This is a genomic window from Photobacterium angustum, assembly GCF_002954615.1.
In the GTDB taxonomy this organism is placed as follows: Bacteria; Pseudomonadota; Gammaproteobacteria; order Enterobacterales; family Vibrionaceae; genus Photobacterium; species Photobacterium angustum_A.
Map to the genome: position 1 here is coordinate 414,160 of NZ_MSCJ01000001.1, position 22,172 is coordinate 436,331.

Genomic DNA, 22,172 nt, shown 5'->3' on the forward strand with positions numbered 1-22,172 from the left:
TCAGTAACAATTTATGCCTTATATCAATAGCAATTTACGGTATAGCTCACAAAAAATAGGTGCATATGACGCGTTATGAGCGCTTTATAGCGATTAATCTAGATGAAAGAAAATAAATCATAGCGATAAAAAAAACCGAGCATAGACTCGGTTTTTTAGGAAAAAATGAAAAATTACGCTGTGATTATTTGCTGAATTTCGTTGCAAGATAAATGGTATTGGCGTGGACAGTTACGCCACACTTTTAACATGCGTTGGTATTTTTCTAGCATCGGGACTTGGCTATTGAAGCGATGCTCTGTTTTTTCAAACTGAGGATATAAACCTTCATCATCAACGAGGAAGCGGACGTAATGCATGAGCTGTGCTTCAGTAGCAGCATCAAAACCAAGGAATTGTAATCGGCGTTGATCTATATCTTTGGCGCCATCACAACGACAATCTTCAAGGTTAAATGATTCTTGGAGGGCGTGGTACATCTCCATAAAGTCGATAACTTGACGACAATCATCTTCAGGTAAATTACCAAAGTCTTTATCTAGTTCACGCATTTGTAATGCATAGCCACGTTCAACAATGGTTTGAAGGCGACGATAATGTGCTGCGTTTTCAGGTGTCAGTTTTGACATCAAGTAGTACTGATTAGATAAAATTAAGCGTTGAGCGTGGGTCATTTCCATTTGAGTTAACCTCATTAATATTTTATTTTCTGCCATTGAGAGTAGCAGGTTAGGTATAAAATAAATTGATCTGACACCATATGGGCATCTTTTTTTGTTACAGTATATTATTAAAAATGAAAAATCATAATTATTGCAAGGTCATGGTTGTTGTCGTGCAATACCGTTAAAATAATATAGCTCTCTCTGTAGTCGGGCGAGTATAAAATATCACCGTTTCAAAGGTTGTTATTGCAGGGCATTCGGCAACAACAACCTTTTTGTTAACCTTTAGCCGTTGTTAGCTTAAGCCGATAATATTGCCATTCTCATCGATATCAAGATTCATAAATGCGGGCTTTTCAGGTAACCCTGGCATTGTCATTACATTGCCGCATAAAGCATAAATAAATCCAGCCCCTGCACACAATTTTAATTCTCGTACTGGGACGGTAAAGCCTTTTGGTGCCCCTTTAATACTAGGGTCGGTTGAAATAGATAACGGTGTCTTTGCCATACAAATAGCCAGTTCATCAAACCCTAGAGCTTTAAATTTGACTAATTGTTGTTGAGCTACCTCTGATAACTCTACATGGTTTGCCCCATATCCTACTTCAGCCACAGCCATTATTTTTTCTTCTAATGGCTGGTTTAGTTGATATAAAGGAGTGAAGTTTGCTTTATGTTGGCAGGCTTTCACTACACACTCTGCGAGTTTAATCGTGCCTTCACCGCCTTTAGCAAAGGCTTCACTGATAGCAACGTCTACAAATGTTTCAAAACTCTCGGCTTTGATCATAGCTTGTAGTTGCGCTAATTCGGTATCTGTATCTTGTGGGAAACGGTTAATTGCGACAACAACGGGGACACCATAACGGGCGGCATTACTGATATGCCACTTTAAGTTTTCAAACCCTGCAACCAGCGCATCATTGTTTTCGGCAAAAATACCGTCAGGTAAAGCTTGTCCTGGACGTAAATCGTAAAGACCAGAGTTGGCTTTTAAGCCACGCAATGTTGCCACAACAACGGCACAATCAGGGCCTCTTTTGGCTTGCTGGGCTTTAATATTACAGGCTTTTTCAAATCCCATATCAGAGCCAAAGCCACCTTCAGTAATGGTGAACTCACTGAGTTTTAATGCGATTTTATCTGCGATAATCGATGAGTTTCCGTGCGCGATATTGGCAAAAGGACCTGCGTGGATAAGAGTGGGCACGCCTTCTAAGGTTTGCATTAGAGTGGGCTCAATGGCATCGCAGAGGGTGACAGTCATGGCTCCTGCTACTTGCAGATCTTCTGTAGTAACAGGGTTACCATCAAGATCATAAGCGACGACAATACGACCAATGCGTTTACGCATATCATGGAGATCATCGGCAAGCGCTAAAATAGCCATGAGTTCAGAGGCGGCTGTGATATCAAAGCCGTCATGGCGCTCTAAACCATTAATGGTTTTATCTGGTTCATTTTGACCTATAGTGATCATTCTTAAAGCACGATCATTATGATCCATCACGCGTTTCCAAGTGATGTTATTAATGTCGATACGTAGCGCAGGTAATCCGGTTTTTTCACTGAATAGATCATAACCTAAACGTGACTCATGATATAAGCGAGCATCAATTGCGGCTGCTGCAAGGTTATGTGCTGCTGTTACTGCATGAATATCACCAGTAAGGTGCAGGTTCAGCTTATCCATTGGTGCGACTTGACTATAACCGCCGCCAGCTGCGCCACCTTTTACGCCAAAGACCGGTCCCATTGAGGGTTGTCGAATACAAGCCATCACTGAGCGATCAATTTTTGCTAACCCTTGTGCTAAACCAATCGTTGTAACGGTTTTTCCCTCTCCTAGTGGTGTGGGTGTAATCGCAGTAACGACCACCAGTTTCCCTTCTGATTGATCCGTTAACCGATTTAAAATGGCAGGTTTTATTTTTGCTTTTAATGAACCTTGCGGTGTCAGTTCTTGTGGTTGAATACCCGCTTTTTTGGCAATGTCTTCAATTGGAGAGAGTAGGGTGTCACGGCAAATATCGATGTCGCTTTTCATATAGGCTATATCCTCACAGTAGAAATCATGCGTATCTGCGTGATATGAGTGGTATTGGTTTTAAATACTATAGATAAGACAATCCATAGTGACGCAATCGTTTGCTTTTCTTTTATACTATTATTTTATCATGGTTAAATTTGTTTTTGTTGTTATTAATTGCTGCTGGTTTTGGTTGCGTTTTGTACCGTATACAAGATTTATTGAATGAGTATTAGAGATAGGTAATAAAAGAATAAGAAAGCGACTAGTCAGTCACTAGAGCAGAAGCAGTATATCGGTATATAGAGTAGAAGTAAGAAGGTGAGCTTAGTTAATACTGAAAACTCTGGTTGCAATATTGGCTGTGTGTTTGTTGATCATTACACTTTAAAATTTGACATATATCAAAATCATTAGAAATATTAAAGGAAGCTATCAATGAACGAGCCCGTGACTAAGTTGAAACATACAGCACCACTTTCGATTGGCATTATGCTATTTTTTATTACATTTTTGACGATTATTTTGCCATTGTCTCGTTAAGATAGTTACTGCTGAATACATATTAAAAAGCGAGCTAATGCTCGCTTTTTTGTATTTTTCGCTAAGTGAATTAGTACATCACTTTATGGCCATAACTAGAAAGGATTTCTTTAATCGCTTCCATGGTTTCTTTTTTTGGTGGTTTCACACCAGCTAATGGGTATTCAAAGCCCATCGCTTCCCACTTGTGCTCACCTAATTGATGGTAAGGAAGTAGTTCAATCTTCTCGATATTGTCCATATCTTTTATGAACTCACCAAGTTGATGTGCAGAATGTTCGTCATCGGTGTAACCCGGAACAACAACATAACGGATCCAGGTTTTTTGACCACGTTGGTGCAGGTAACGAGCAAAGTCGAGTACGCGTTTATTGGAAACGCCAACGAGATTTTGGTGAACACCATCATCCATTTGTTTAAGATCTAGCATCACAAGATCCGTTGCGTCTAACACTTCATCAACCACATCAGTATGCTTGCGAATATAGCCGTTGGTATCTAAACAGGTATGGATCCCTTCAGCTTGAGCAGCTCGGAAAAAGTCACGAACAAATTCAGGTTGAAGCATCGCCTCGCCACCAGAAGCGGTAACACCACCGCCAGATGAATTCATAAAGTGACGATATGATTTCGCTTCATGCATAAGTTCGTCTACCGTTGCTTCACGACCGCCATGAGTATCCCATGTATCGCGGTTATGACAGTACTGACAGCGCATTAAACAACCTTGCAGAAAAACAATAAAACGGATACCTGGTCCATCGACGGTTCCGCAAGATTCAAATGAGTGAATACGACCTGTTGCTGACATTGATTACTTCTCCGCATGCTGCGTTTATTTAAGTGTTATTTTATTACAAACCACCTAGGTATTGTAGCGAAATATCTGGATGAAAATCAGGGATATTCATTGATATTGTGTCAATTTATCGCGAACTTATAAAAATTTGAGAGGGATGATTCCAATACAGATAGGGAGGTTCGAATTATCGGAAATTTTGTACTGTTTTTACAAAGTCAGGCAAGGTAAAAGTTTAGCGTGGACATAAAAAAACCGGTCATTAAGACCGGTTTTTTATCAGGAAACAAGCTTCCTACATACTAAACTGTACGCTCTAAATTATAGAGATGCAGTGAAAGTACGAGAGATAACGTCAGCTTGCTGCTCTGGAGTTAGAGAGTTAAAACGCACTGCGTAACCCGATACACGGATAGTTAGCTGTGGGTATTTCTCTGGGTTTTTAACTGCGTCTTCAAGAGTTTCGCGGTTAAGAACGTTAACGTTTAGGTGTTGACCACCTTCAATACCAGACTCATGGTGGAAGTAACCATCCATTAGGCCTGCTAGGTTGTTTTCTTGAGTATCAAGATCTTTACCTAGCGCGTTCGGTACGATAGAGAATGTGTAAGAAATACCATCTTTAGCGTGAGCAAATGGTAGTTTACCTACAGATGTTAGAGATGCTACAGCACCTTTCTCATCACGACCGTGCATTGGGTTAGCGCCTGGTGCGAAAGGAGCACCTGCACGACGACCGTCTGGTGTGTTACCAGTCTTCTTACCGTACACAACGTTAGATGTGATAGTTAGGATAGACTGAGTTGGGATCGCATCACGGTACATTTTGTGAGTACGGATCTTGTTCATGAAGCGCTCAACTAGGTCACAAGCGATGTCATCTACGCGAGCATCGTTGTTACCGAATTTAGGGTAGTCGCCTTCGATTTCGAAGTCGATTGCAATACCGTCTTCATCACGGATTGGTTTAACTTTTGCGTATTTGATAGCTGATAGTGAGTCAGCTGCAACAGAAAGACCAGCGATACCACAAGCCATTGTACGCTTGATGTCACGATCGTGTAGAGCCATTAGCGATGCTTCGTAGCTGTACTTGTCGTGGCTCCAGTGGATAGCATTTAGCGCTGCAACGTAAGTTGTTGCTAACCAATCCATGAAGTGATCTAGACGATCCATAGTATCTGTGTAGTCAAGAACTTCAGCAGTTACTTTTTCAGTCTTAGGACCCACTTGGATCTTAAGCTTCTCATCTACACCGCCGTTGATTGCATAAAGCATAGTCTTAGCAAGGTTAGCACGAGCACCGAAGAACTGCATTTGCTTACCAACAACCATTGGAGATACACAACAAGCGATTGCGTAATCGTCAGAGTTCATGTCTGGACGCATTAGGTCATCGTTTTCGTACTGGATAGAAGATGTATCAATAGATACCTTCGCACAGAACTTCTTGAAGCCTACAGGTAGTTTTTCAGACCAAAGAACAGTGATGTTTGGCTCTGGAGAAGGACCCATAGTGTATAGGCTGTTTAGGAAACGGAAGTTAGTACGTGTAACTAGTGTACGACCGTCAAGACCCATACCACCCATTGATTCTGTTGCCCAGATTGGGTCGCCAGAGAATAGCTCATCGTATTCAGGCGTACGTAGGAAACGAACCATACGTAGTTTCATTACGAAGTGGTCGATCATTTCTTGCGCTTGTGCTTCAGTGATCTTACCAGCGGCGATATCACGCTCGATGAAGATGTCTAGGAAAGTCGAAGTACGACCTAGAGACATTGCAGCACCGTTTTGTGATTTAACAGCAGCTAGGTAGCCGAAGTAAGTCCACTGGATAGCTTCTTGTGCAGTAACAGCTGGAAGTGAGATATCACAACCGTATTTAGCAGCCATTTCTTTGATTTGACCAAGTGCACGGTGCTGTTCGCAAATTTCTTCACGACGTTGCATCGTCATTTGAAGGTCTTCACCATTCAAAAACTCTTCTTCTAGAGAAGCGAATTGAGCTAGTTTTTCCTTCATTAGGTAATCAATACCGTAAAGTGCTACGCGGCGGTAGTCACCAATGATACGACCACGGCCGTATGCATCAGGAAGACCAGTTAGAACACCAGACTTACGACACTTAAGGATTGAAGGCGTGTAAACATCGAAAACACCTTGGTTGTGTGTTTTACGTAGTTCAGAGTAAACCTTGTTAAGCATAGGGTCTAATTCACGACCGTATACTTTGCATGAGTTTTCGATCATGCGGATACCACCGTTAGGGATCAAAGCACGCTTAAGAGGCGCGTCAGTTTGAAGACCAACGATAGTTTCTAGTTCTTTCTCAATGTAGCCTGCATCATGTGCAGTGATAGTAGAGGCAACATCTGTATCGAAATCAACAGGTGCGTGAGTCGCATTTTCCTGCTTGATGCCTTCCATTACAGCGTCCCAAAGTTTCGCTGTAGCTGGAGTTGCTTCTGTTTCAAGGAAAGAGCCGTCACCCTCGTAAGGAGTGTAGTTCTTTTGGATAAAGTCACGAACGTTTACTTCGTTCTGCCAATCACCAGCTGTAAAGCCTTCCCATCCAGCAAATTGCTCTGCCATTGTATACCTACCTATCTATCTATTTCAGTAGAAAAAAATACGTGTTACCGACGTTAGAATTTAGTGCTTTTTATTGCCTTTAAGTTCCGGACGACGGTGAATAACCCAGTATGTTAGACCAACTAAGAAACCACCACCGATAATGTTACCTATGGTGACTGGAATTAAGTTGTTCATAACAAAATTGTTAACTGTTAAATCTGCGAACTGTGAAGGGTCTACGCCCGTCATAGTCCAAAATTCTAGTGATGCAAAGTTATGAATAACGATACCCATTGGGATCATAAACATATTTGCAATGCTGTGTTCAAAACCACATGCAACGAACATCGAAACGGGTAGCAACATAACCATGATTTTATCTGTTGCTGTTCGGCAAGAGAATGTCATCCAAACTGCTAAACACACCATCAAGTTACATAGCATACCAAGTACTACGGCTTGACCGAAGGTATGGTGCAGTTTGTGTTGAGCAATTTTCATTGCCGTTATACCCCATTGGCCACTGTCGCCAAGGTGTTGTTTTGCAAGCCAAATGCAAATTACGAAGAAAGATGCACCGATGAAGTTACCAATATAGACAACAACCCAGTTTCGTAATAATTGACCTGTTGTGATGCGGTTACTTGCACGGGCAACAGTGGTGAGAACAGAAGAAGTGAAAAGCTCGCCGCCGCAAATAACGACTAAAATAAGACCAAGACTAAATGCTAATGCACCAACGAATTTTGCCATGCCCCATGGCATATCGCCTGCACCTGTAGTGACAGTTGTGTAGAACACAAATGCAATAGAGATGAAAACACCAGCGGTAATCGCTAAGAAGAAAGATTGTAGTGGGTGCTTAGTCGCTTTGTAAACACCGACTTCTTCAGCTTTATGTGCCATAGCTGGTGGCATTAACGAGTCGAAAGAATTATTTTCCATTTTCTCAGGTGCTCTTTAATTGAGTTGAAGTGAGATTTAATTCGCTGAGGAGATAATACCAAAGGTGACGAATCATATATTTGACCTAGATCATTGCTGTGAAAATTTATAACAAAATTAGACATATTATGATATCACTGAGAGTTTTAACTCTTTGAAAATTAACGATATAATTTTTTTGATAAAACTAAAAAAAATTTTAATGTAATTTTATTACATTTAACTGTTTTTAATATGCTAAAAACAAATATGTCTTTATTATCAATAGATTGTGGTTTTTATTGGTTTTGTTTAACGTATATGTGACGTTAAATAAAACCAATATATTCAAAAAAAATTTAATTGTTACTAAAAAATATGAACAACCTCTTTTAATGTAACGCCATTTTGTTTTTATTGTTAAAGCTCACAAAACACAGGCGAGATAATGAATAGAAAGACTTACAATAATATGCAGAATTGAGTCATTTTTATTCTTCAAACAAACATAGCAGAGCAATATTAGAATGCGAATTTTAGATCATCCTCGCTCTTGTTAAAAAACACTATAAAGATACCTGTTATTTTTTCGTCAATATTGAGTCAATAAAATAGACATAAAATAAAATATTGCTCAAATCTTACCAGTTAGCCTTTTATCCTTTTGTAAAATCAATCAAAAAAGACAGTTCTCCTGCTTATAAGGAAAATGAATATAAAAACAGAACTGAGTATTTATGCTATTTATGTGGATATAATGGCAGGTTATGGTGCTGTTTGGTATATGTCGATTAGGTTAATGAAATGTTGCAATCGTGAATTTCAGATGATACTTTCAAAAAAGATGATTTTTAATGAAATGTCGTGCTTTGCTATAAAATTGATATACGAGAAGTAGATAATTTCTAAAGGGACAGGAGTATGCGCACATGAAGGATGACGTGGCGCTAGAAATTAAGAGCCTGCATAAATCTTTTGGTGACAATGAAGTATTAAAAGGTATTTCGCTGACGGCAAGAAGAGGAGATGTTGTCTCTATTATTGGCTCATCAGGCTCAGGTAAGAGTACTTTTTTACGTTGTGTCAATTTACTTGAAACTCCTACCCAAGGCGAAATTTGGGTTAATGGTGAATTAATTAAAATGCACAATAATCGTCGCGGTGAATATTTGCCTGTTGATGATAAACAAGTTCAGCGCATTCGTGCTCGTTTAGCCATGGTATTTCAAGGCTTTAACCTATGGTCTCATATGACAGTATTACAGAATGTGATTGAAGCGCCGGTACATGTGCTTGGTGTCCCTAAAGCAGAAGCGATTGAAAAAGCGGAAGCCTTACTCAAAAAAGTGGGCTTATTTGAACGCCGTAATTATTATCCTGCCCATTTATCTGGCGGTCAGCAGCAGCGTGCTGCGATTGCTCGAGCCCTTGCTGTTGATCCTGAAGTGATGTTGTTTGATGAACCGACATCTGCCTTAGATCCTGAACTGGTAGGCGAGGTGTTAGGTGTAATGCAAGACTTGGCGCAAGAAGGCCGTACCATGCTGGTAGTTACTCATGAAATGGCTTTTGCCCGCGACGTCTCAAATCAAGTGATGTTCTTACATCAAGGCATTGTTGAAGAGCAAGGTCACCCCGATAAGCTATTTACCCAGCCTGAATCTGAAAGATTGCAGCAATTTATTTCGTCTATTTACTAAACTTAGGGTTATCGACTAAGCCATAGAGAAACATCTCTGTGATTAGATAACCGTACGAATAGTACAAGGTTCACAGCATGGCTTGTTGTGAACAATTAAACGTAGCAGGAGAAGCGATATGAAAAAATGGATTTTAGCCGCAACATTAATTTCAGCGATGGGGGCATCAGCAGTCCAAGCAAAAGAGTGGAAAGAAGTGCGTTTTGGTATTGAAGGCGCTTACCCTCCTTTTAGCTGGACTGAGCCAAACGGTGAGCTGAAAGGTTTTGATGTGGACATGGCAAACGCGCTTTGTACGCAAATGCAGGTGAAATGTAAAATTGTAGCCCAAGATTGGGATGGCATTATTCCATCACTGCTTGCTCGTAAATACGATGCAATTATTGCTGCGATGTCTATTACCGAAGAGCGTAAAAAGAAAATTGATTTTACTGGCAAGTATGCGTTGATCCCAAATAAATTTGTGGCGAAAAAAGGTACCGATCTCGACTTTACTAAAGAAGGGCTTAAAGGCGTTAAGATTGGTGTTCAACGTGCAACGACTCATGACAAATATTTAACGGATAACTTTGGAGAGTCTGTTGAAATTGTTCGTTATGGCTCATTTGACGAAGCTTACCTAGATTTAAAAGCCGGTCGTATTGCTAGCGTATTAGGTGATGCATCAGCACTAGAAGAAGGTCTGCTAAATAAAGACGGTGGTGAAGGTTTTGAATTTATCGGTCCATCATTAACGGATCCTAAATGGTTCGGTGAAGGTTTTGGTATTGCCGTGCGTAAACAAGACAAAGATCTAACCAAAAAACTGGATGAAGCGATTCTTGCACTTCGTGAAAGCGGTCAATACAAGCAGATCGCTGATAAGTATTTCAAATATGACGTTTACGGTCAGTAAGTCATAAATGAATAAAGAGCACCTAGCTTCTAGTTTGGCGAGTTCGTCAAAGGGCTAAGTTAAGTGCTCTCTTATTCGAACAATGAAGGAGTATGACGTTGTTCGATTTATATGGATATGGATGGTCTTTAGCCCAAGGGGCGATGATAACAATACAAGTGGCACTGCTTTCTCTTTTATTAGCAGCAACACTGGGTATGTTAGGCGCTTTAGCGAAACTATCACCTTACCGTTGGGCGCGTGCTATCGCCACACTTTACACCACGGTGATCCGTGGTATTCCTGATTTAGTATTGATGATGCTGATTTTCTTCGGCGGTCAAATGCTACTTAATGATAGCTTGTATAATATTAATGAATGGTTGAATAATTCTTTTACTCAATCTGATCCTAACCACGAATGGACAAGTTACCTTCCTGATTATATCGAGATCAGCCCCTTTGTTGCTGGTGTTCTGACAATAGGCTTTATTTTTGGTGCTTATATGGCAGAAACCTTTAGAGGTGCGATTTTAGCGGTAGATAAAGGTGAACTTGAAGCGGGTAAAGCCTATGGCATGAGTGCATTTTTATCCTTTCGTCGAATTTTGCTGCCTCAAATGATCCGTCATGCTTTACCTGGTTTTGGTAATAACTGGTTAGTGTTATTAAAAACCACCGCACTGGTTTCTATCATTGGTTTAGATGATATGGTGCGTAAAGGGGCATTGGCTGCAGGAACCACCCAAAAACCGTTTACGTTCTATTTTACTATTGCGGTTGTGTTTTTGATCTTTACCTCTATTTCAACCTTGGCACTGAATTGGGCCGAGCGTAAATACAGTATTCCGACGAGGTAGAGCTAATGGACTTTAGTATTTTTACAGAAAGTTGGGAAATCTATCTAGAAGGTTTTTACACCACAGTTTGGATGGTCACCGTTTCGCTAGTGATCGGTTTAATTTGCGCGATCCCCATAGGAATGATGCGAAATAGCAGTAATAAATTTATTTCGTTTCCAGCTTGGGCATATATTTATTTCTTTCGTGGTACGCCGCTATTGATTCAGCTTTATCTTATTTATTACGGATTAAGCCAAGTTATCAATGTTCAGGGCACAATGTGGCAAGAAGCATGGTTCTGTGCGTTAGTTGCTTTCATTTTAAATACTGCCGCATACACCGCTGAAATTATTCGAGGCTCTATTAATAGTATGCCGCAAGGTGAGATAGAGGCGGCGAAAGCTTATGGTATGGGCCCATTTAAAGCGTTTCGTCGTATTATCCTTCCTAGTGCATTACGAAGAGCGCTACCTGCATACAGTAATGAAGTGATCTTCATGGTTCATGGCTCTGCTGTTGCTGGTATTGTGACGATTGTTGATTTAACAGGAGCTGCGAGAATTGTAAACTCTCGTTACTACGCGCCGTTTGAATCTTTCTTGTTTGCTGGGCTTTGTTACATGGTGCTGACGTTTGCCATAATCTGGGTATTTAAAAAACTTGAAGCGCGGTATTTACGCCATTTACAGCCATTAACTGAAATAACAGATTAATAAAGTTGAATAGAAAAAGCTCAGCATGCTAATGATAGATGCTGAGCTTTTTGTTTTATCTACGCTCTTTTTTACACCGCCACATCATCATAAAGTGGGACAGAAGTCAGTGCTGCAACTTCATCAATGTATTGACGTACGCGAGTTGGGTATTGGATCCCTTTCACGACAGTTAAATTACGTAGCATTGGAAATAGATGAATATCATCATAGCTAAGCTGGTTGCTTCGCTCAGAAGGCAGTGTTACCCATTCCAATGTTTGCAGCGCTTTATTGGTCAGCTCAATGTAGTGCGAAGAGTTTTCAAAGGCTTGTTCAAAGCTGACGGATAACATTGGTGTTTTCTTGTTGTAGAACCACGTTTTTGCCTCTTCAACCTGAAACTCTGGTAGATCTACTTTTAGCCAGCGTGGGTAGAGTAGGTAAGGTACACAATCTCGTGCCGCTTCAGTCCATTGTACTAATTCATCTTGATGTACTTCCGGCGCTAAAACAGGACAGCCATCGTTGTTGTCGATAAATTTAACGACATCTAGGCTCTCAGCCATATAGCTACCATCTGGCTTTTGTAAAATAGGCACCATGTTAGCGCCTACTTTTTCGATACGTGCATCAATATCGTGGTTTTGTAGGTAAACCAATTCAATATCGGCTTTTTTTAAGCCCGCAATCATCATTGCTTTTACGCAGAAAGGGCAATGATCAAATACAAACAACTTCATAATTAGTCCCTTGTGGTGAAGTAGAGTGAAGATAAAAAAGGTGAGTAGAGACTCACCTTTTATTGATTATTTAAAGACAGACCAAATAGGTGCGTGATCAGAGGGTTTTTCGATACCACGTAATTCGTAGTCGATATCGGACTCAATGCAGCGCTCAGCTAGTGATGGTGTCGCAAGAATAACATCAATGCGTAGACCTCGATTATCAACAAAGCCTTTCGAGCGGTAGTCAAACCATGAGTATTTATCATCGGCTGTTGGGTGAAGTTGACGGAAAGTATCGACAAAACCCCAGTCTAGCAAGGTTTGTAACCACTCACGCTCAATTGGTTGGAATGAGCATTTACCCGTTTTTAGCCAGCGTTTAGCATTAGCAGGACCAATACCGATATCTAAATCCGTAGGGCTGATATTAATATCGCCCATCACGATCAATTCTTCATCGTTAGTGTGGGCAGTATTTAGGTAATTCATCAGATCAGCGTAGAACTTCTCTTTTGCAGGAAATTTTGTTTCGTGCTTAATATTATCGCCCTGTGGGAAATAACCGTTCATTACAGTGATGTTCTTGCCATTGTCTTGCTTAAAGGTGGCCATGATCATTCGACGTTGGGCATCTTCATCATCGGTTGGGAAGCCTTTTTGTACGCTAATTGGCTCTTGCTTACATAGCATTGCAACACCGTAATGGGCTTTTTGACCATGGAAGTAAACTTTGTAGCCCATCGCTTCAACATCCGCTAAAGGGAAGGCTTCATCATGTACTTTGATTTCTTGTAAGCCGATCACATCCGGCTGATGCTTTTCAATTAAGGCTTGAAGTTGGTGAAGGCGAGCGCGTAGCCCATTGATATTGAAGGAGATAACTTTCATCATTTATTCCGATTTCTGTCAGTTTTTAATTACGGATAAGCAAAGATACTAACATAGATATTTAACGCTGGTAGAGCCTATTTCTTTTAAATAAACGATGAGGTTAATCGATATTAAGCGAATAGAAGTGGAAGAAATGAAGGCGACGAGAAAGATAAAGAGCCGCCTTCGGTAGGTGTTATTTTAAATTAAGCAACGATTTTAGGTTGACCATCAGAAGCGGTAACACCACCATCGACAGGTAGGTTAACACCGTTTACAAAGCTTGCATCATCACTTGCTAAGAAGCTCATTACCGCTGCGACTTCTTCAGGTTCTGCTGCACGACCAAGCGGAATACGTTCGTTAAATTTATTACGAATATCTTCTGGCCAGCCATTAGTCATATTGGTTTTCACTAGGCTTGGGCATACAGAGTTAACACGCACACCTTGTAGGCCAAAATCCAGTGCAAGTACACGAGTTAAGTTAACAATAGCGCCTTTGGATACGCAGTAGTAAGCTGCACCCCAGTCAGCACCTAAACCAGAAACAGAGGCATTATTAACAATGCAGCCTTTGCTTTTGATCAAGTGAGGTAATGCATATTTAGAGCAGTAAATAGCACCATTAATATTTACGCTAGAGATCTTCTCCCAATCTTGAATACTACCGTCTAATATTGTGCCTGGAATATGTACGCCAGCATTATTGATTAAGATGTCAATCTTATTGAAATTCTCAATGGTCTGATCAATAAGGTTTTTTACTTCAGCTTCATTTGAAACATCGGTTTTAACACACAGTGTTTTTTCTGCAATTAACTCACTGTGTACTTTATCTAGTGCGTCCTGATAAAGATCTGCTAGAACAACAATTGCGCCTTCAGAGGCAAAACGGTGTGCCGCAGCTTTACCCATACCATTACCCGCACCTGTGATAATGACAACTTTTCCTTCAAATCTGTTCATTGCTAGCTCTTACATCATACAAATAGTGGCGCTATATTAAGTCTCTCACCGATGCACGTTTGTGATGAAGATCACTTATTCTTTTTGAGTATCAAGAAGGGGGGAATAGCTAAATATAATGTTGTTTTTTCTGAAATATATTTAAATAATCTGTTCACATACTCATCGTGGTAAGTCTGTCAAATAAATAAATCAGTGTTTTATTATTTTGCGGAAGAATTTAATATTAATTGGGTGATGAAATATAGTTATTAAAAATCAATATATTAGATTGTTAATAACAGTCTATTTCTAGTTGGAAATTTAGGTCATGATAAAAAGAGATAAAAAATAAGTACTTTACTTGTGCTGAGTGAGTTATCCAGCTTATGCTGGTTGAATACGAAATAATCAAAGATATTGTTTTAAATAGTATTTCTATCAATATAGTGCAGTAACTACCTTGTTACTGTCACTGACTAAGGAAAATATCATGTCTATTATCACTTGGATTATTGTTGGGCTTATTGCTGGTGCGCTAGCGAAATGGTTGATGCCTGGAAATGATGGTGGCGGTTGGATTGCTACATGTGGTTTAGGTATTGCTGGTTCTTTTGCTGGTGGTTTCCTCGGTTCACTGTTGGGTATTGGTGCATCAGGTTTGCTTGGTAGCATTATTATTGCCACCGTCGGTGCTTTAGTGCTGCTATTTATTTATAACCGTTTTATCCGTTAATTAACGATTGAATCATGCGAAAAAGCCTAACGTAGTATGTGTTCGTTTAGAAACGACTTACGTTAGGCTTTTATATTTTTTATTTTTTTTATTTATCATACCACCAGTGGAGAGGATAATTTCTCTATCAAGGCTTTTTTCCAATCAGCTAACGGTTGTGGTAACTCGATGGTTTTTAGTTGTTTTAAGCTTTTTGGGATATCTGGATGATTATAAGCTTGCTGATTGAATAAGCTTTCACAGTAACCGAGCATTGCCTCACTACACTGCGGGTAATCATGTAAAATTGTTTGATATAGCGCACCGGCTCGTTTGGGATCTTGTATCAAATTAGCTTTTGCTGTTTCTAAATGGCTCACAAGTAAACGTACATTTTCAATGATAAGCTGTTTCTCTTTTAATTCATTTAAACGGTGCTGACTGTGTTCATCAAGTTCAGATCGTGTCATTAATACTTGGTATATCTCTCCAATTAAACGACTTTCACCATAACTGATAAGCATAGGAAGTGCTTCGATCATGACTATTGACGGAGCTTGAAGCATCACACCGAAAAATGGACTTAATCCTTTTAGTAAACGCCTTTTGGATTTTTGGATCTTTTTATCTATGTGGTAGAGACGAGCCAGTGCAATATTGGCGAAGGCGTCTAAATGTTGCTTTTTTTCACCCTGTAATCTTAGCTGAGCTAAGTGATGAATATCTTTAATAGCAGTGTGTAGTCGATGGTTATGCTGGTTTGATAATTGGTTTGTGTAAATTTGCTCGAAAATAGCGGTATATTCAGCAAAGTGTACTAGCCATAACTTATCAATAATCGGTAGATGTGTTGCTAATGTTTTCCCAGCCTGCAGAAAGTTATCAATATCATTCATATCTGCAGATAATTGAGCAACAGTTAAAGCTCGATGCGGTATGGTTGGTGTTAAGGTGAGTACCTGCATGGCGACTTCTTGAGCTTTATCGACTTGGTTATTTTGTTGATAAAGGGATGCTAGTTCATCATAAGCAAAGACACAAAGAGGGACATGTTTAATTAACCGTTTTAGTCGGTTAATCGCTTCGAGGTGATAGCCTTTCTTTGTCGCAAGTTTTGCTTCAATCAATGATAACTTATGGTGTTGAGATCGTTGCTTAAATAAAAGTAATAATTGCTCTGCTTGCTGCCATTGTTTTATTTCGATAAGTAGCTCTAGTAAAAGTGTTTCTATATGCAGATTATGGCCTTGCTCTCGGAGTAAATGACGGCATAACTGTATTGCTTGTTGATGATCTTGCTTATCTAAAGCCTGATATATTGGCTCTCTGTGTAAGCAAACTTTATAAACACTGATCACTCGTTGTTTTAAGGTGCCGACATTAATGGGTTTGGTAAGAAAACAATCAGGCTCTATTCCCATTGTGGTTGAAATGACTTCTGGTGAGTGATCTCCAGAAAAAAAGATGATTCCACAATTTGAACGAATAAGGTTTTGCTGTCTGAGTAAAGACAGTAACTCACCACCATTAATATTTTGATTAAGATGGAAATCAAACAAAATTAGATCATAACGCTGGGTTTGGCATAACTGAATAGCGTGTTGGTAGCAGGTCGCTATATCAATTGATTTGATCGCAATTTTATCTAAGACACTTTTAACGAGTTGAGCAGAAGAGAGCTGATCATCTACGATGAGTACTTTTATGGTGTTCCACTTTTCTTGTTCTAATTCCGTGAAACCAAACGCCATATACTATCCATTTAATTGTTATTATTGATGTTTATTACATTTAATATGCATATTGTTCATTATTAAATGTCATGAATAAAAGTAATCATATAATGAAATTATAGCAATTTTTTTACGTACAAATTTAGAACTTAGATGGGGAAATATTTAAGAGGGAGTAAAGGTATAGATAGAAAAAAACCAGCAGCCTAAGCTACTGGTTTAAATGATGGTGGTGGGGGAAGGATTCGAACCTTCGAAGGCAGTGCCGGCAGATTTACAATCTGCTCCCTTTGGCCACTCGGGAACCCCACCACGGGGTATTGCTACATTTGGCTTTCGCCAGAAAAGATGTCAGTGGCGACAGCTTTTCGAATTAAATGGTGGTGGGGGAAGGATTCGAACCTTCGAAGGCAGTGCCGGCAGATTTACAATCTGCTCCCTTTGGCCACTCGGGAACCCCACCACGGGGTATTGCTTTTTGTTTGGCTTTCGCCAGAAAAGACGTCAGTGGCGACAACTTTTCAAATTAGATGGTGGTGGGGGAAGGATTCGAACCTTCGAAGGCAGTGCCGGCAGATTTACAATCTGCTCCCTTTGGCCACTCGGGAACCCCACCACGGGGTCTTGCTTTTTGTTTGGCTTTCGCCAGAAAAGACGTCAGTGCGACAGCTTTTCGAATTAGATGGTGGTGGGGGAAGGATTCGAACCTTCGAAGGCAGTGCCGGCAGATTTACAATCTGCTCCCTTTGGCCACTCGGGAACCCCACCACAGGGTATTGCTATATTTGGCTTTCGCCAGAAAAGACGTCAGTGGCGACAACTTTTCAAATTAGATGGTGGTGGGGGAAGGATTCGAACCTTCGAAGGCAGTGCCGGCAGATTTACAATCTGCTCCCTTTGGCCACTCGGGAACCCCACCACAAGTGCGGAGCGGATAATAGCAAACATTCGGATCCTGTAAAGACTTTTCTTTTAAATACTGAGTGTTTGCCTGAATTTTCATCAGATTACCAATTGTTGCTTATATTTACATTTCTTGACGTTGCTAAACCGTAGATTCAGATATGATTGCGGCAGGATTATTTATGGTGTGTTAATAATGAAAAAAATGGCCGTAGCAATATTAGTAACTGCAGTGTTATCTGGTGGTTACTTCTACTTTCAGGGAACCTCTCATGCTGCGCAAGAAAAGAAGGGTGCGCGATCTAGCCGTGTTGTGAGTGTCACGACGGGAACGGTCTCTTCTATGCCTATCGCTCAATCACTTTCTTTAACCGGAAAGTTGCAAGCTGAGCACTCTGTAAATATTGCAGCAGAAACATCTGCACAGATTAAAAACATCGAGGTTAAGCCAAATCAACGTGTTCAAAAAGGCACGCTATTAATTCAACTTAATGATGACAAAGCGAAAGCGGCTTTTGATGAAGCTCTAGCCTATTTCAATGATGAGCAACGTAAATTAAACGAATTTAAACGCTTAGTGAAACGTGGTGCGATCACCCAAACTGAAATTGATGCGCAGACGACCAGTGTCAATATCGCTCAAGCTCGTTTAAAAGCGGCGCGTGCCGAGCTTAATGATCATATGATCCGCGCGCCTTTTAATGGCACAGTTGGACTCTTTGATTTCAGCCAAGGTCATCGTGTTGCTGAAGGCGTGGAACTGCTGACGTTTGACGATCTTTCGACAATGCGATTAGACATTCCTGTTCCTGAACAATATCTCTCTCACCTTATACCGGGAATGAAAGTTATCGCAACAAGCCAAGCATGGCCTGATCGTGTGTTTAATGGTGAAGTACAAGCGATTGACTCACGTGTTCAAACCGATTCCTTAAATATCAAAGTTCGAGTGGTATTTGATAACAAAGATAATGCACTTAAGCCAGGAATGTTGTTAGCAGCTGATATCGGTTTTGTACCACAACCTAAAGCGGTAATTCCGGTTCAAGCGATTGAATATTCAGGTACTAAACGTTTTATTTACCTTGTTGACGATAAACAAAAAGTTCATCGAACTGAGGTGGATCTTGGTGCTCGTATTGATAATACCGTGGTAGTTAATAAGGGCGTAGAGATTGGCGATCGTATTGTTGTTCAAGGATTAGTGAATATGCGAGATGGAATAAAAGTTTCGGATATAACAACAAAAAAGAGTGATTCTCAGCATGGAGCTAGCAGCTAATGTGGTTATCAGACATTTCGGTTAAACGCCCTGTTGTTGCCATTGTTTTAAGTTTATTGCTATGTGTGTTTGGTGTGGTGTCTTTCTCTAAATTAGCTATAAGAGAAATGCCTGATGTGGAAAGCCCAGTTGTTACCGTGATGACTACATATGACGGAACATCAGCGACGGTAATGGAAAGCCAAGTCACCACTCCGATCGAAGATGAGTTGTCAGGTATTAGTGGCATTGACAATATCACCTCGATCACACGAAATGGCATGTCACGTATTTCAATTGAATTTTCGATGGATTGGGACCTTACCGAAGGTGTCAGTGATGTGCGTGATGCGGTTGCCCGTGCTCAACGGCGTCTACCTGATGATGCGAGTGATCCTATTGTATCTAAAGACAATGGTTCAGGTGAGCCTGCCGTTTATATCAATTTATCTTCATCAGAGATGGATCGTACGCAGTTAACTGATTACGCCCAGCGGGTATTAGAAGATCGTTTCAGCTTAATTAATGGGGTGAGTTCAGTCAGTTTAAGTGGCGGCCTGTATAAGGTGATGTACCTAAAACTGAAACCTGAATTAATGGCAGGTCGTGGCGTTACCACCAAAGATATTATTGACGCGTTACGTGATGAAAACGTTGAATTACCCGGTGGTGAAGTACGTAATGACCAAACCGTGATGGCTGTGCGAACAGCACGTTTATACCGAACGGCCAATGATTTTAAATACCTGACGGTTAGAACCACAGAAAATGGTACGCCGATTTACTTAAAAGATGTGGCTGATGTTGCGATTGGTGCAGAAAACGAAAATTCAACCTTTAAAAGCAACGGGGTCGTTAACTTAAGTTTAGGCATTGTCACTATGTCTGATGCTAACCCATTAGAAGTGGCAAAAGATGTTCGCGCAGAAGTCGCGCGAATGCAGAAGTTCTTACCTGAAGGGACGAGTTTAACGGTTGATTATGATGCGACGGTATTTATAGAGCGCTCAATCAGTGAAGTGTACAGCACATTATTAGTCACGGGTGCTTTGGTTATTTTGGTGCTTTATGTCTTTATTGGACAAGCACGCGCAACCTTAATTCCAGCGGTAACGGTGCCTGTATCATTAATTTCAGCGTTTATTACCGCGTACTTCTTTGGTTTTTCTATCAATTTGCTGACCTTAATGGCATTAATTCTTGCTATCGGGTTGGTGGTCGATGATGCCATTGTGGTGGTTGAAAATATTTTCCATCACATGCAGCGCGGTGAATCACCATTGCTTGCCGCGTATAAAGGTACCCGTGAAGTGGGGTTTGCGGTGATTGCGACCACAGCGGTACTGGTGATGGTGTTCTTACCGATTTCCTTTATGGAAGGCATGGTAGGACGCTTATTTACTGAGTTCTCAGTATTGCTTGCGATGGCGGTCATCTTCTCTTCATTAATTGCGTTAACTTTAACGCCTGTAATGGGGAGTAAAATCTTAAAAGCCAATGTAAAACCAACTCGCTTTAACCTATGGGTGAATCGTCAGTTTGATAAGCTTGAAAATGTCTACCGCAAAGGCGTTACGTTTGCTGTTAAAAAACGCTTTATCGCACCGATTGTTGTATTAGCGTGTATTGGCGCAAGTGCCGCGTTGATGAAGGTAATCCCTGCTCAATTAGCGCCACAAGAAGATCGCGGTGTATTGTTTGCCTTTGTGAAAGGTGCAGAAGGTACCAGTTATAACCGTATGATCGGCAATATGGATGAAGTTGAAAGCCGTTTGCTGCCAATGTTGGGCAAAGGCGTATTGAAATCTGTCAGTATCCAATCACCTGCATTTGGTGGTCGAGCAGGAGATCAAACTGGTTTTGTGATCATGCAGTTAGAAGATTGGCAAGATCGCACAGTATCGGCACAACAAGCATTAGGCATGGTGAGTAAAGCACTAACGGGAATTCCTGATGTGCGTGTTATTCCAATAATGCCAGGCTTTCGTGGTGGTTCTTCTGAGCCGGTTCAATTTGTACTCGGTGGCTCTGATTATCAAGAGTTGTTTAAGTTGGCATCGGAGCTAAAACACATTGCAGAAGACAGTCCAATAATGGAAGGGGTTGATTTAGATTACGCAGAAACCACGCCTGAATTGATGGTTAATATTGATCGTCAACGTGCGGCGGATTTAGGTATTCCGGTTTCAGATATTGCAGAAACATTGGAAGTGATGTTGGGCGGACGAAGTGAAACTACTTTTGTTGAGCGTGGTGAAGAATACGATGTTTACCTGCGTGGTGACGAGAATCGTTTTAATAGCTCCGCTGATCTTAGTCAGATTTATTTACGTGCGAAAAATGGTCAACTTGTCACGCTTGATACTGTTGCTTCGATTGATGAAGTCGCCTCAGCGCAGAAGCTTAGCCATAACCAGAAACAGAAATCGATTACGTTAACGGCGAATTTGTCTGAAGGTTACACCTTAGGGGAAGCGTTGGATTTCTTGGATCAACAAGCGATAGAGAAGTTACCATCGGATATTACTATTAACTATGCGGGAGAGTCGAAAGACTTTAGAGACAATCAAAGCAGTATTGCCATTGTCTTTGGTTTAGCCTTGCTAGTGGCTTACTTAGTTCTTGCTGCGCAGTTTGAAAGCTTTGTAAACCCGCTGGTGGTGATGCTGACAGTTCCTATGGGGATCTTCGGTGGTTTAGCTGGCTTGTGGTTAATGGGGCAAGGGCTCAATATCTACAGCCAAATTGGTATGATCATGCTTATTGGTATGGTAACCAAGAACGGTATTCTGATTGTAGAATTTGCCAACCAATTGCGGGATAAAGGTATTGAGTTTGAACAAGCGATCATTGATGCGTCAGTACGTCGTCTGCGTCCAATATTAATGACAGCATTTACGACTTTATTTGGTGCAATTCCGCTGATTATCTCTACGGGAGCGGGGGCTGAAAGCCGCATCTCTGTAGGTACTGTGGTGTTCTTCGGTATGGCGTTCGCGACCTTAGTGACCTTGTTTGTTATTCCTGCAATGTACCGCTTAATAGCAGGTAAGACTAAATCACCAGGTCATGTCGAAAGCTTGTTAGAAAAAGAGCTACAGCATGATTACACAGGGCGTATTAGCCATGGTGATTTACCTAAATAGATGTTCTCGTTATAGAGAACGCTATTAAAGAGTTAGCTTAATAAGAGGCGATAAGGACAAACCTTATCGCCTTTTTATTTACCTTTTTATCGGCGCAAGCTTACGGCGACTACCTCTTTAGTGAGCAATCAGTTAAACTTCTGCATAGATAACTATCGAGTAATTAAACTGCACGTTTGCAGTTTTTTACCCTGATCGTCCTAAAGCCCTTTATAGAAGAA

16 protein-coding genes and 5 tRNA genes are annotated in these 22,172 nt (G+C 40.7%); 7 read left to right on the forward strand and 14 right to left on the reverse strand.

The features are described 5' to 3' along the window. Positions 1-173 precede the first annotated feature (173 nt). The 5 genes from BTO08_RS01775 to focA form a co-directional block, all read right to left on the reverse strand. Positions 174-680 (reverse strand): YfbU family protein, encoded by a 507-nt coding sequence (locus BTO08_RS01775; RefSeq protein ID WP_105059640.1) that lies wholly within the window; start codon positions 678-680, stop codon positions 174-176. Positions 681-960: 280 nt separating this feature from the next. Beyond that, positions 961-2,715: a formate--tetrahydrofolate ligase gene (locus tag BTO08_RS01780; protein ID WP_105059641.1), complete on the reverse strand. Its 1,755-nt coding sequence runs from the start codon at positions 2,713-2,715 to the stop codon at positions 961-963. Between the two features lie 595 nt (positions 2,716-3,310). Further along, positions 3,311-4,051 (reverse strand): pyruvate formate lyase 1-activating protein, encoded by a 741-nt coding sequence (gene pflA / locus BTO08_RS01785; protein WP_105059642.1) that lies wholly within the window; start codon positions 4,049-4,051, stop codon positions 3,311-3,313. Positions 4,052-4,360: 309 nt separating this feature from the next. After that, the gene (gene pflB, locus BTO08_RS01790) at positions 4,361-6,634 is read right to left on the reverse strand and encodes a formate C-acetyltransferase (protein WP_105059643.1); all 2,274 of its coding nucleotides are present in this window, start codon (positions 6,632-6,634) and stop codon (positions 4,361-4,363) included. Between the two features lie 60 nt (positions 6,635-6,694). Then, entirely contained in the window at positions 6,695-7,561 is an 867-nt protein-coding gene (gene focA / locus BTO08_RS01795; RefSeq protein ID WP_105059644.1) for a formate transporter FocA, read from the reverse strand. 908 nt (positions 7,562-8,469) lie between these two features. Between focA and BTO08_RS01805 the strand changes: the two genes are divergently transcribed. From BTO08_RS01805 to BTO08_RS01820, 4 genes are all read left to right on the forward strand, one after another. Next, positions 8,470-9,240 (forward strand): ABC transporter ATP-binding protein, encoded by a 771-nt coding sequence (locus BTO08_RS01805; RefSeq protein ID WP_105059646.1) that lies wholly within the window; start codon positions 8,470-8,472, stop codon positions 9,238-9,240. A 118-nt stretch (positions 9,241-9,358) separates the two neighbouring features. Next, complete coding sequence (locus BTO08_RS01810) at positions 9,359-10,135, forward strand: ABC transporter substrate-binding protein (RefSeq protein WP_105059647.1); 777 nt, start codon at positions 9,359-9,361, stop codon at positions 10,133-10,135. Positions 10,136-10,233: 98 nt separating this feature from the next. After that, entirely contained in the window at positions 10,234-10,974 is a 741-nt protein-coding gene (locus BTO08_RS01815) for an ABC transporter permease (RefSeq protein WP_105061294.1), read from the forward strand. 5 nt (positions 10,975-10,979) lie between these two features. After that, positions 10,980-11,669: an ABC transporter permease gene (locus BTO08_RS01820; RefSeq protein WP_105059648.1), complete on the forward strand. Its 690-nt coding sequence runs from the start codon at positions 10,980-10,982 to the stop codon at positions 11,667-11,669. A 71-nt stretch (positions 11,670-11,740) separates the two neighbouring features. Here the strand turns inward: BTO08_RS01820 and grxB are convergent, their stop codons facing one another. The 3 genes from grxB to BTO08_RS01835 form a co-directional block, all read right to left on the reverse strand. Then, on the reverse strand, positions 11,741-12,391 hold the full coding sequence (gene grxB, locus BTO08_RS01825; RefSeq protein WP_105059649.1) for a glutaredoxin 2: 651 nt from the start codon (positions 12,389-12,391) through the stop codon (positions 11,741-11,743). Between the two features lie 66 nt (positions 12,392-12,457). Then, positions 12,458-13,264: an exodeoxyribonuclease III gene (xthA, locus tag BTO08_RS01830; RefSeq protein ID WP_105059650.1), complete on the reverse strand. Its 807-nt coding sequence runs from the start codon at positions 13,262-13,264 to the stop codon at positions 12,458-12,460. A 188-nt stretch (positions 13,265-13,452) separates the two neighbouring features. Beyond that, positions 13,453-14,214 (reverse strand): SDR family NAD(P)-dependent oxidoreductase, encoded by a 762-nt coding sequence (locus tag BTO08_RS01835; RefSeq protein ID WP_105059651.1) that lies wholly within the window; start codon positions 14,212-14,214, stop codon positions 13,453-13,455. 472 nt (positions 14,215-14,686) lie between these two features. Here BTO08_RS01835 and BTO08_RS01840 point away from each other — a divergent pair, with 472 nt between their 5' ends. Next, positions 14,687-14,929: a GlsB/YeaQ/YmgE family stress response membrane protein gene (locus BTO08_RS01840; RefSeq protein ID WP_105059652.1), complete on the forward strand. Its 243-nt coding sequence runs from the start codon at positions 14,687-14,689 to the stop codon at positions 14,927-14,929. Positions 14,930-15,024: 95 nt separating this feature from the next. Here the strand turns inward: BTO08_RS01840 and BTO08_RS01845 are convergent, their stop codons facing one another. From BTO08_RS01845 to BTO08_RS01870, 6 genes are all read right to left on the reverse strand, one after another. Beyond that, positions 15,025-16,659: a response regulator gene (locus tag BTO08_RS01845; protein ID WP_105059653.1), complete on the reverse strand. Its 1,635-nt coding sequence runs from the start codon at positions 16,657-16,659 to the stop codon at positions 15,025-15,027. A 209-nt stretch (positions 16,660-16,868) separates the two neighbouring features. Continuing rightward, positions 16,869-16,953 (reverse strand) — tRNA-Tyr (locus tag BTO08_RS01850). A gap of 66 nt (positions 16,954-17,019) precedes the next feature. Then, positions 17,020-17,104: transfer RNA gene (locus BTO08_RS01855), tRNA-Tyr, on the reverse strand. A 68-nt stretch (positions 17,105-17,172) separates the two neighbouring features. Next, positions 17,173-17,257: transfer RNA gene (locus BTO08_RS01860), tRNA-Tyr, on the reverse strand. A gap of 67 nt (positions 17,258-17,324) precedes the next feature. Next, positions 17,325-17,409: transfer RNA gene (locus BTO08_RS01865), tRNA-Tyr, on the reverse strand. 66 nt (positions 17,410-17,475) lie between these two features. Then, positions 17,476-17,560 (reverse strand) — tRNA-Tyr (locus tag BTO08_RS01870). A gap of 180 nt (positions 17,561-17,740) precedes the next feature. Between BTO08_RS01870 and BTO08_RS01875 the strand changes: the two genes are divergently transcribed. Together BTO08_RS01875 and BTO08_RS01880 are read left to right on the forward strand one after the other, a co-directional pair. Next, positions 17,741-18,826 carry an efflux RND transporter periplasmic adaptor subunit gene (locus BTO08_RS01875; protein ID WP_105059654.1) on the forward strand — a complete coding sequence of 362 codons (1,086 nt, stop codon included), beginning with the start codon at positions 17,741-17,743 and terminating at the stop codon, positions 18,824-18,826. Further along, a complete protein-coding gene (locus BTO08_RS01880) occupies positions 18,826-21,951 on the forward strand; it encodes a multidrug efflux RND transporter permease subunit (protein ID WP_105059655.1) in 3,126 nt (1,041 codons plus the stop codon). The genes BTO08_RS01875 and BTO08_RS01880 overlap by 1 nt, the downstream gene beginning before the upstream one ends. Positions 21,952-22,172: the final 221 nt, after the last annotated feature.

Excerpts from the sequence above, each read along its gene's own strand:
- BTO08_RS01775 (WP_105059640.1), bottom strand. The coding sequence starts at position 680 with ATGGAAATGACCCACGCTCAACGCTTAATTTTATCTAATCAGTACTAC.
- BTO08_RS01780 (WP_105059641.1), bottom strand. The coding sequence starts at position 2,715 with ATGAAAAGCGACATCGATATTTGCCGTGACACCCTACTCTCTCCAATT.
- pflA (WP_105059642.1), bottom strand. The coding sequence starts at position 4,051 with ATGTCAGCAACAGGTCGTATTCACTCATTTGAATCTTGCGGAACCGTC.
- pflB (WP_105059643.1), bottom strand. The coding sequence starts at position 6,634 with ATGGCAGAGCAATTTGCTGGATGGGAAGGCTTTACAGCTGGTGATTGG.
- focA (WP_105059644.1), bottom strand. The coding sequence starts at position 7,561 with ATGGAAAATAATTCTTTCGACTCGTTAATGCCACCAGCTATGGCACAT.
- BTO08_RS01805 (WP_105059646.1), top strand. The coding sequence starts at position 8,470 with ATGAAGGATGACGTGGCGCTAGAAATTAAGAGCCTGCATAAATCTTTT.
- BTO08_RS01810 (WP_105059647.1), top strand. The coding sequence starts at position 9,359 with ATGAAAAAATGGATTTTAGCCGCAACATTAATTTCAGCGATGGGGGCA.
- BTO08_RS01820 (WP_105059648.1), top strand. The coding sequence starts at position 10,980 with ATGGACTTTAGTATTTTTACAGAAAGTTGGGAAATCTATCTAGAAGGT.
- grxB (WP_105059649.1), bottom strand. The coding sequence starts at position 12,391 with ATGAAGTTGTTTGTATTTGATCATTGCCCTTTCTGCGTAAAAGCAATG.
- xthA (WP_105059650.1), bottom strand. The coding sequence starts at position 13,264 with ATGAAAGTTATCTCCTTCAATATCAATGGGCTACGCGCTCGCCTTCAC.
- BTO08_RS01835 (WP_105059651.1), bottom strand. The coding sequence starts at position 14,214 with ATGAACAGATTTGAAGGAAAAGTTGTCATTATCACAGGTGCGGGTAAT.
- BTO08_RS01840 (WP_105059652.1), top strand. The coding sequence starts at position 14,687 with ATGTCTATTATCACTTGGATTATTGTTGGGCTTATTGCTGGTGCGCTA.
- BTO08_RS01845 (WP_105059653.1), bottom strand. The coding sequence starts at position 16,659 with ATGGCGTTTGGTTTCACGGAATTAGAACAAGAAAAGTGGAACACCATA.
- BTO08_RS01875 (WP_105059654.1), top strand. The coding sequence starts at position 17,741 with ATGAAAAAAATGGCCGTAGCAATATTAGTAACTGCAGTGTTATCTGGT.
- BTO08_RS01880 (WP_105059655.1), top strand. The coding sequence starts at position 18,826 with ATGTGGTTATCAGACATTTCGGTTAAACGCCCTGTTGTTGCCATTGTT.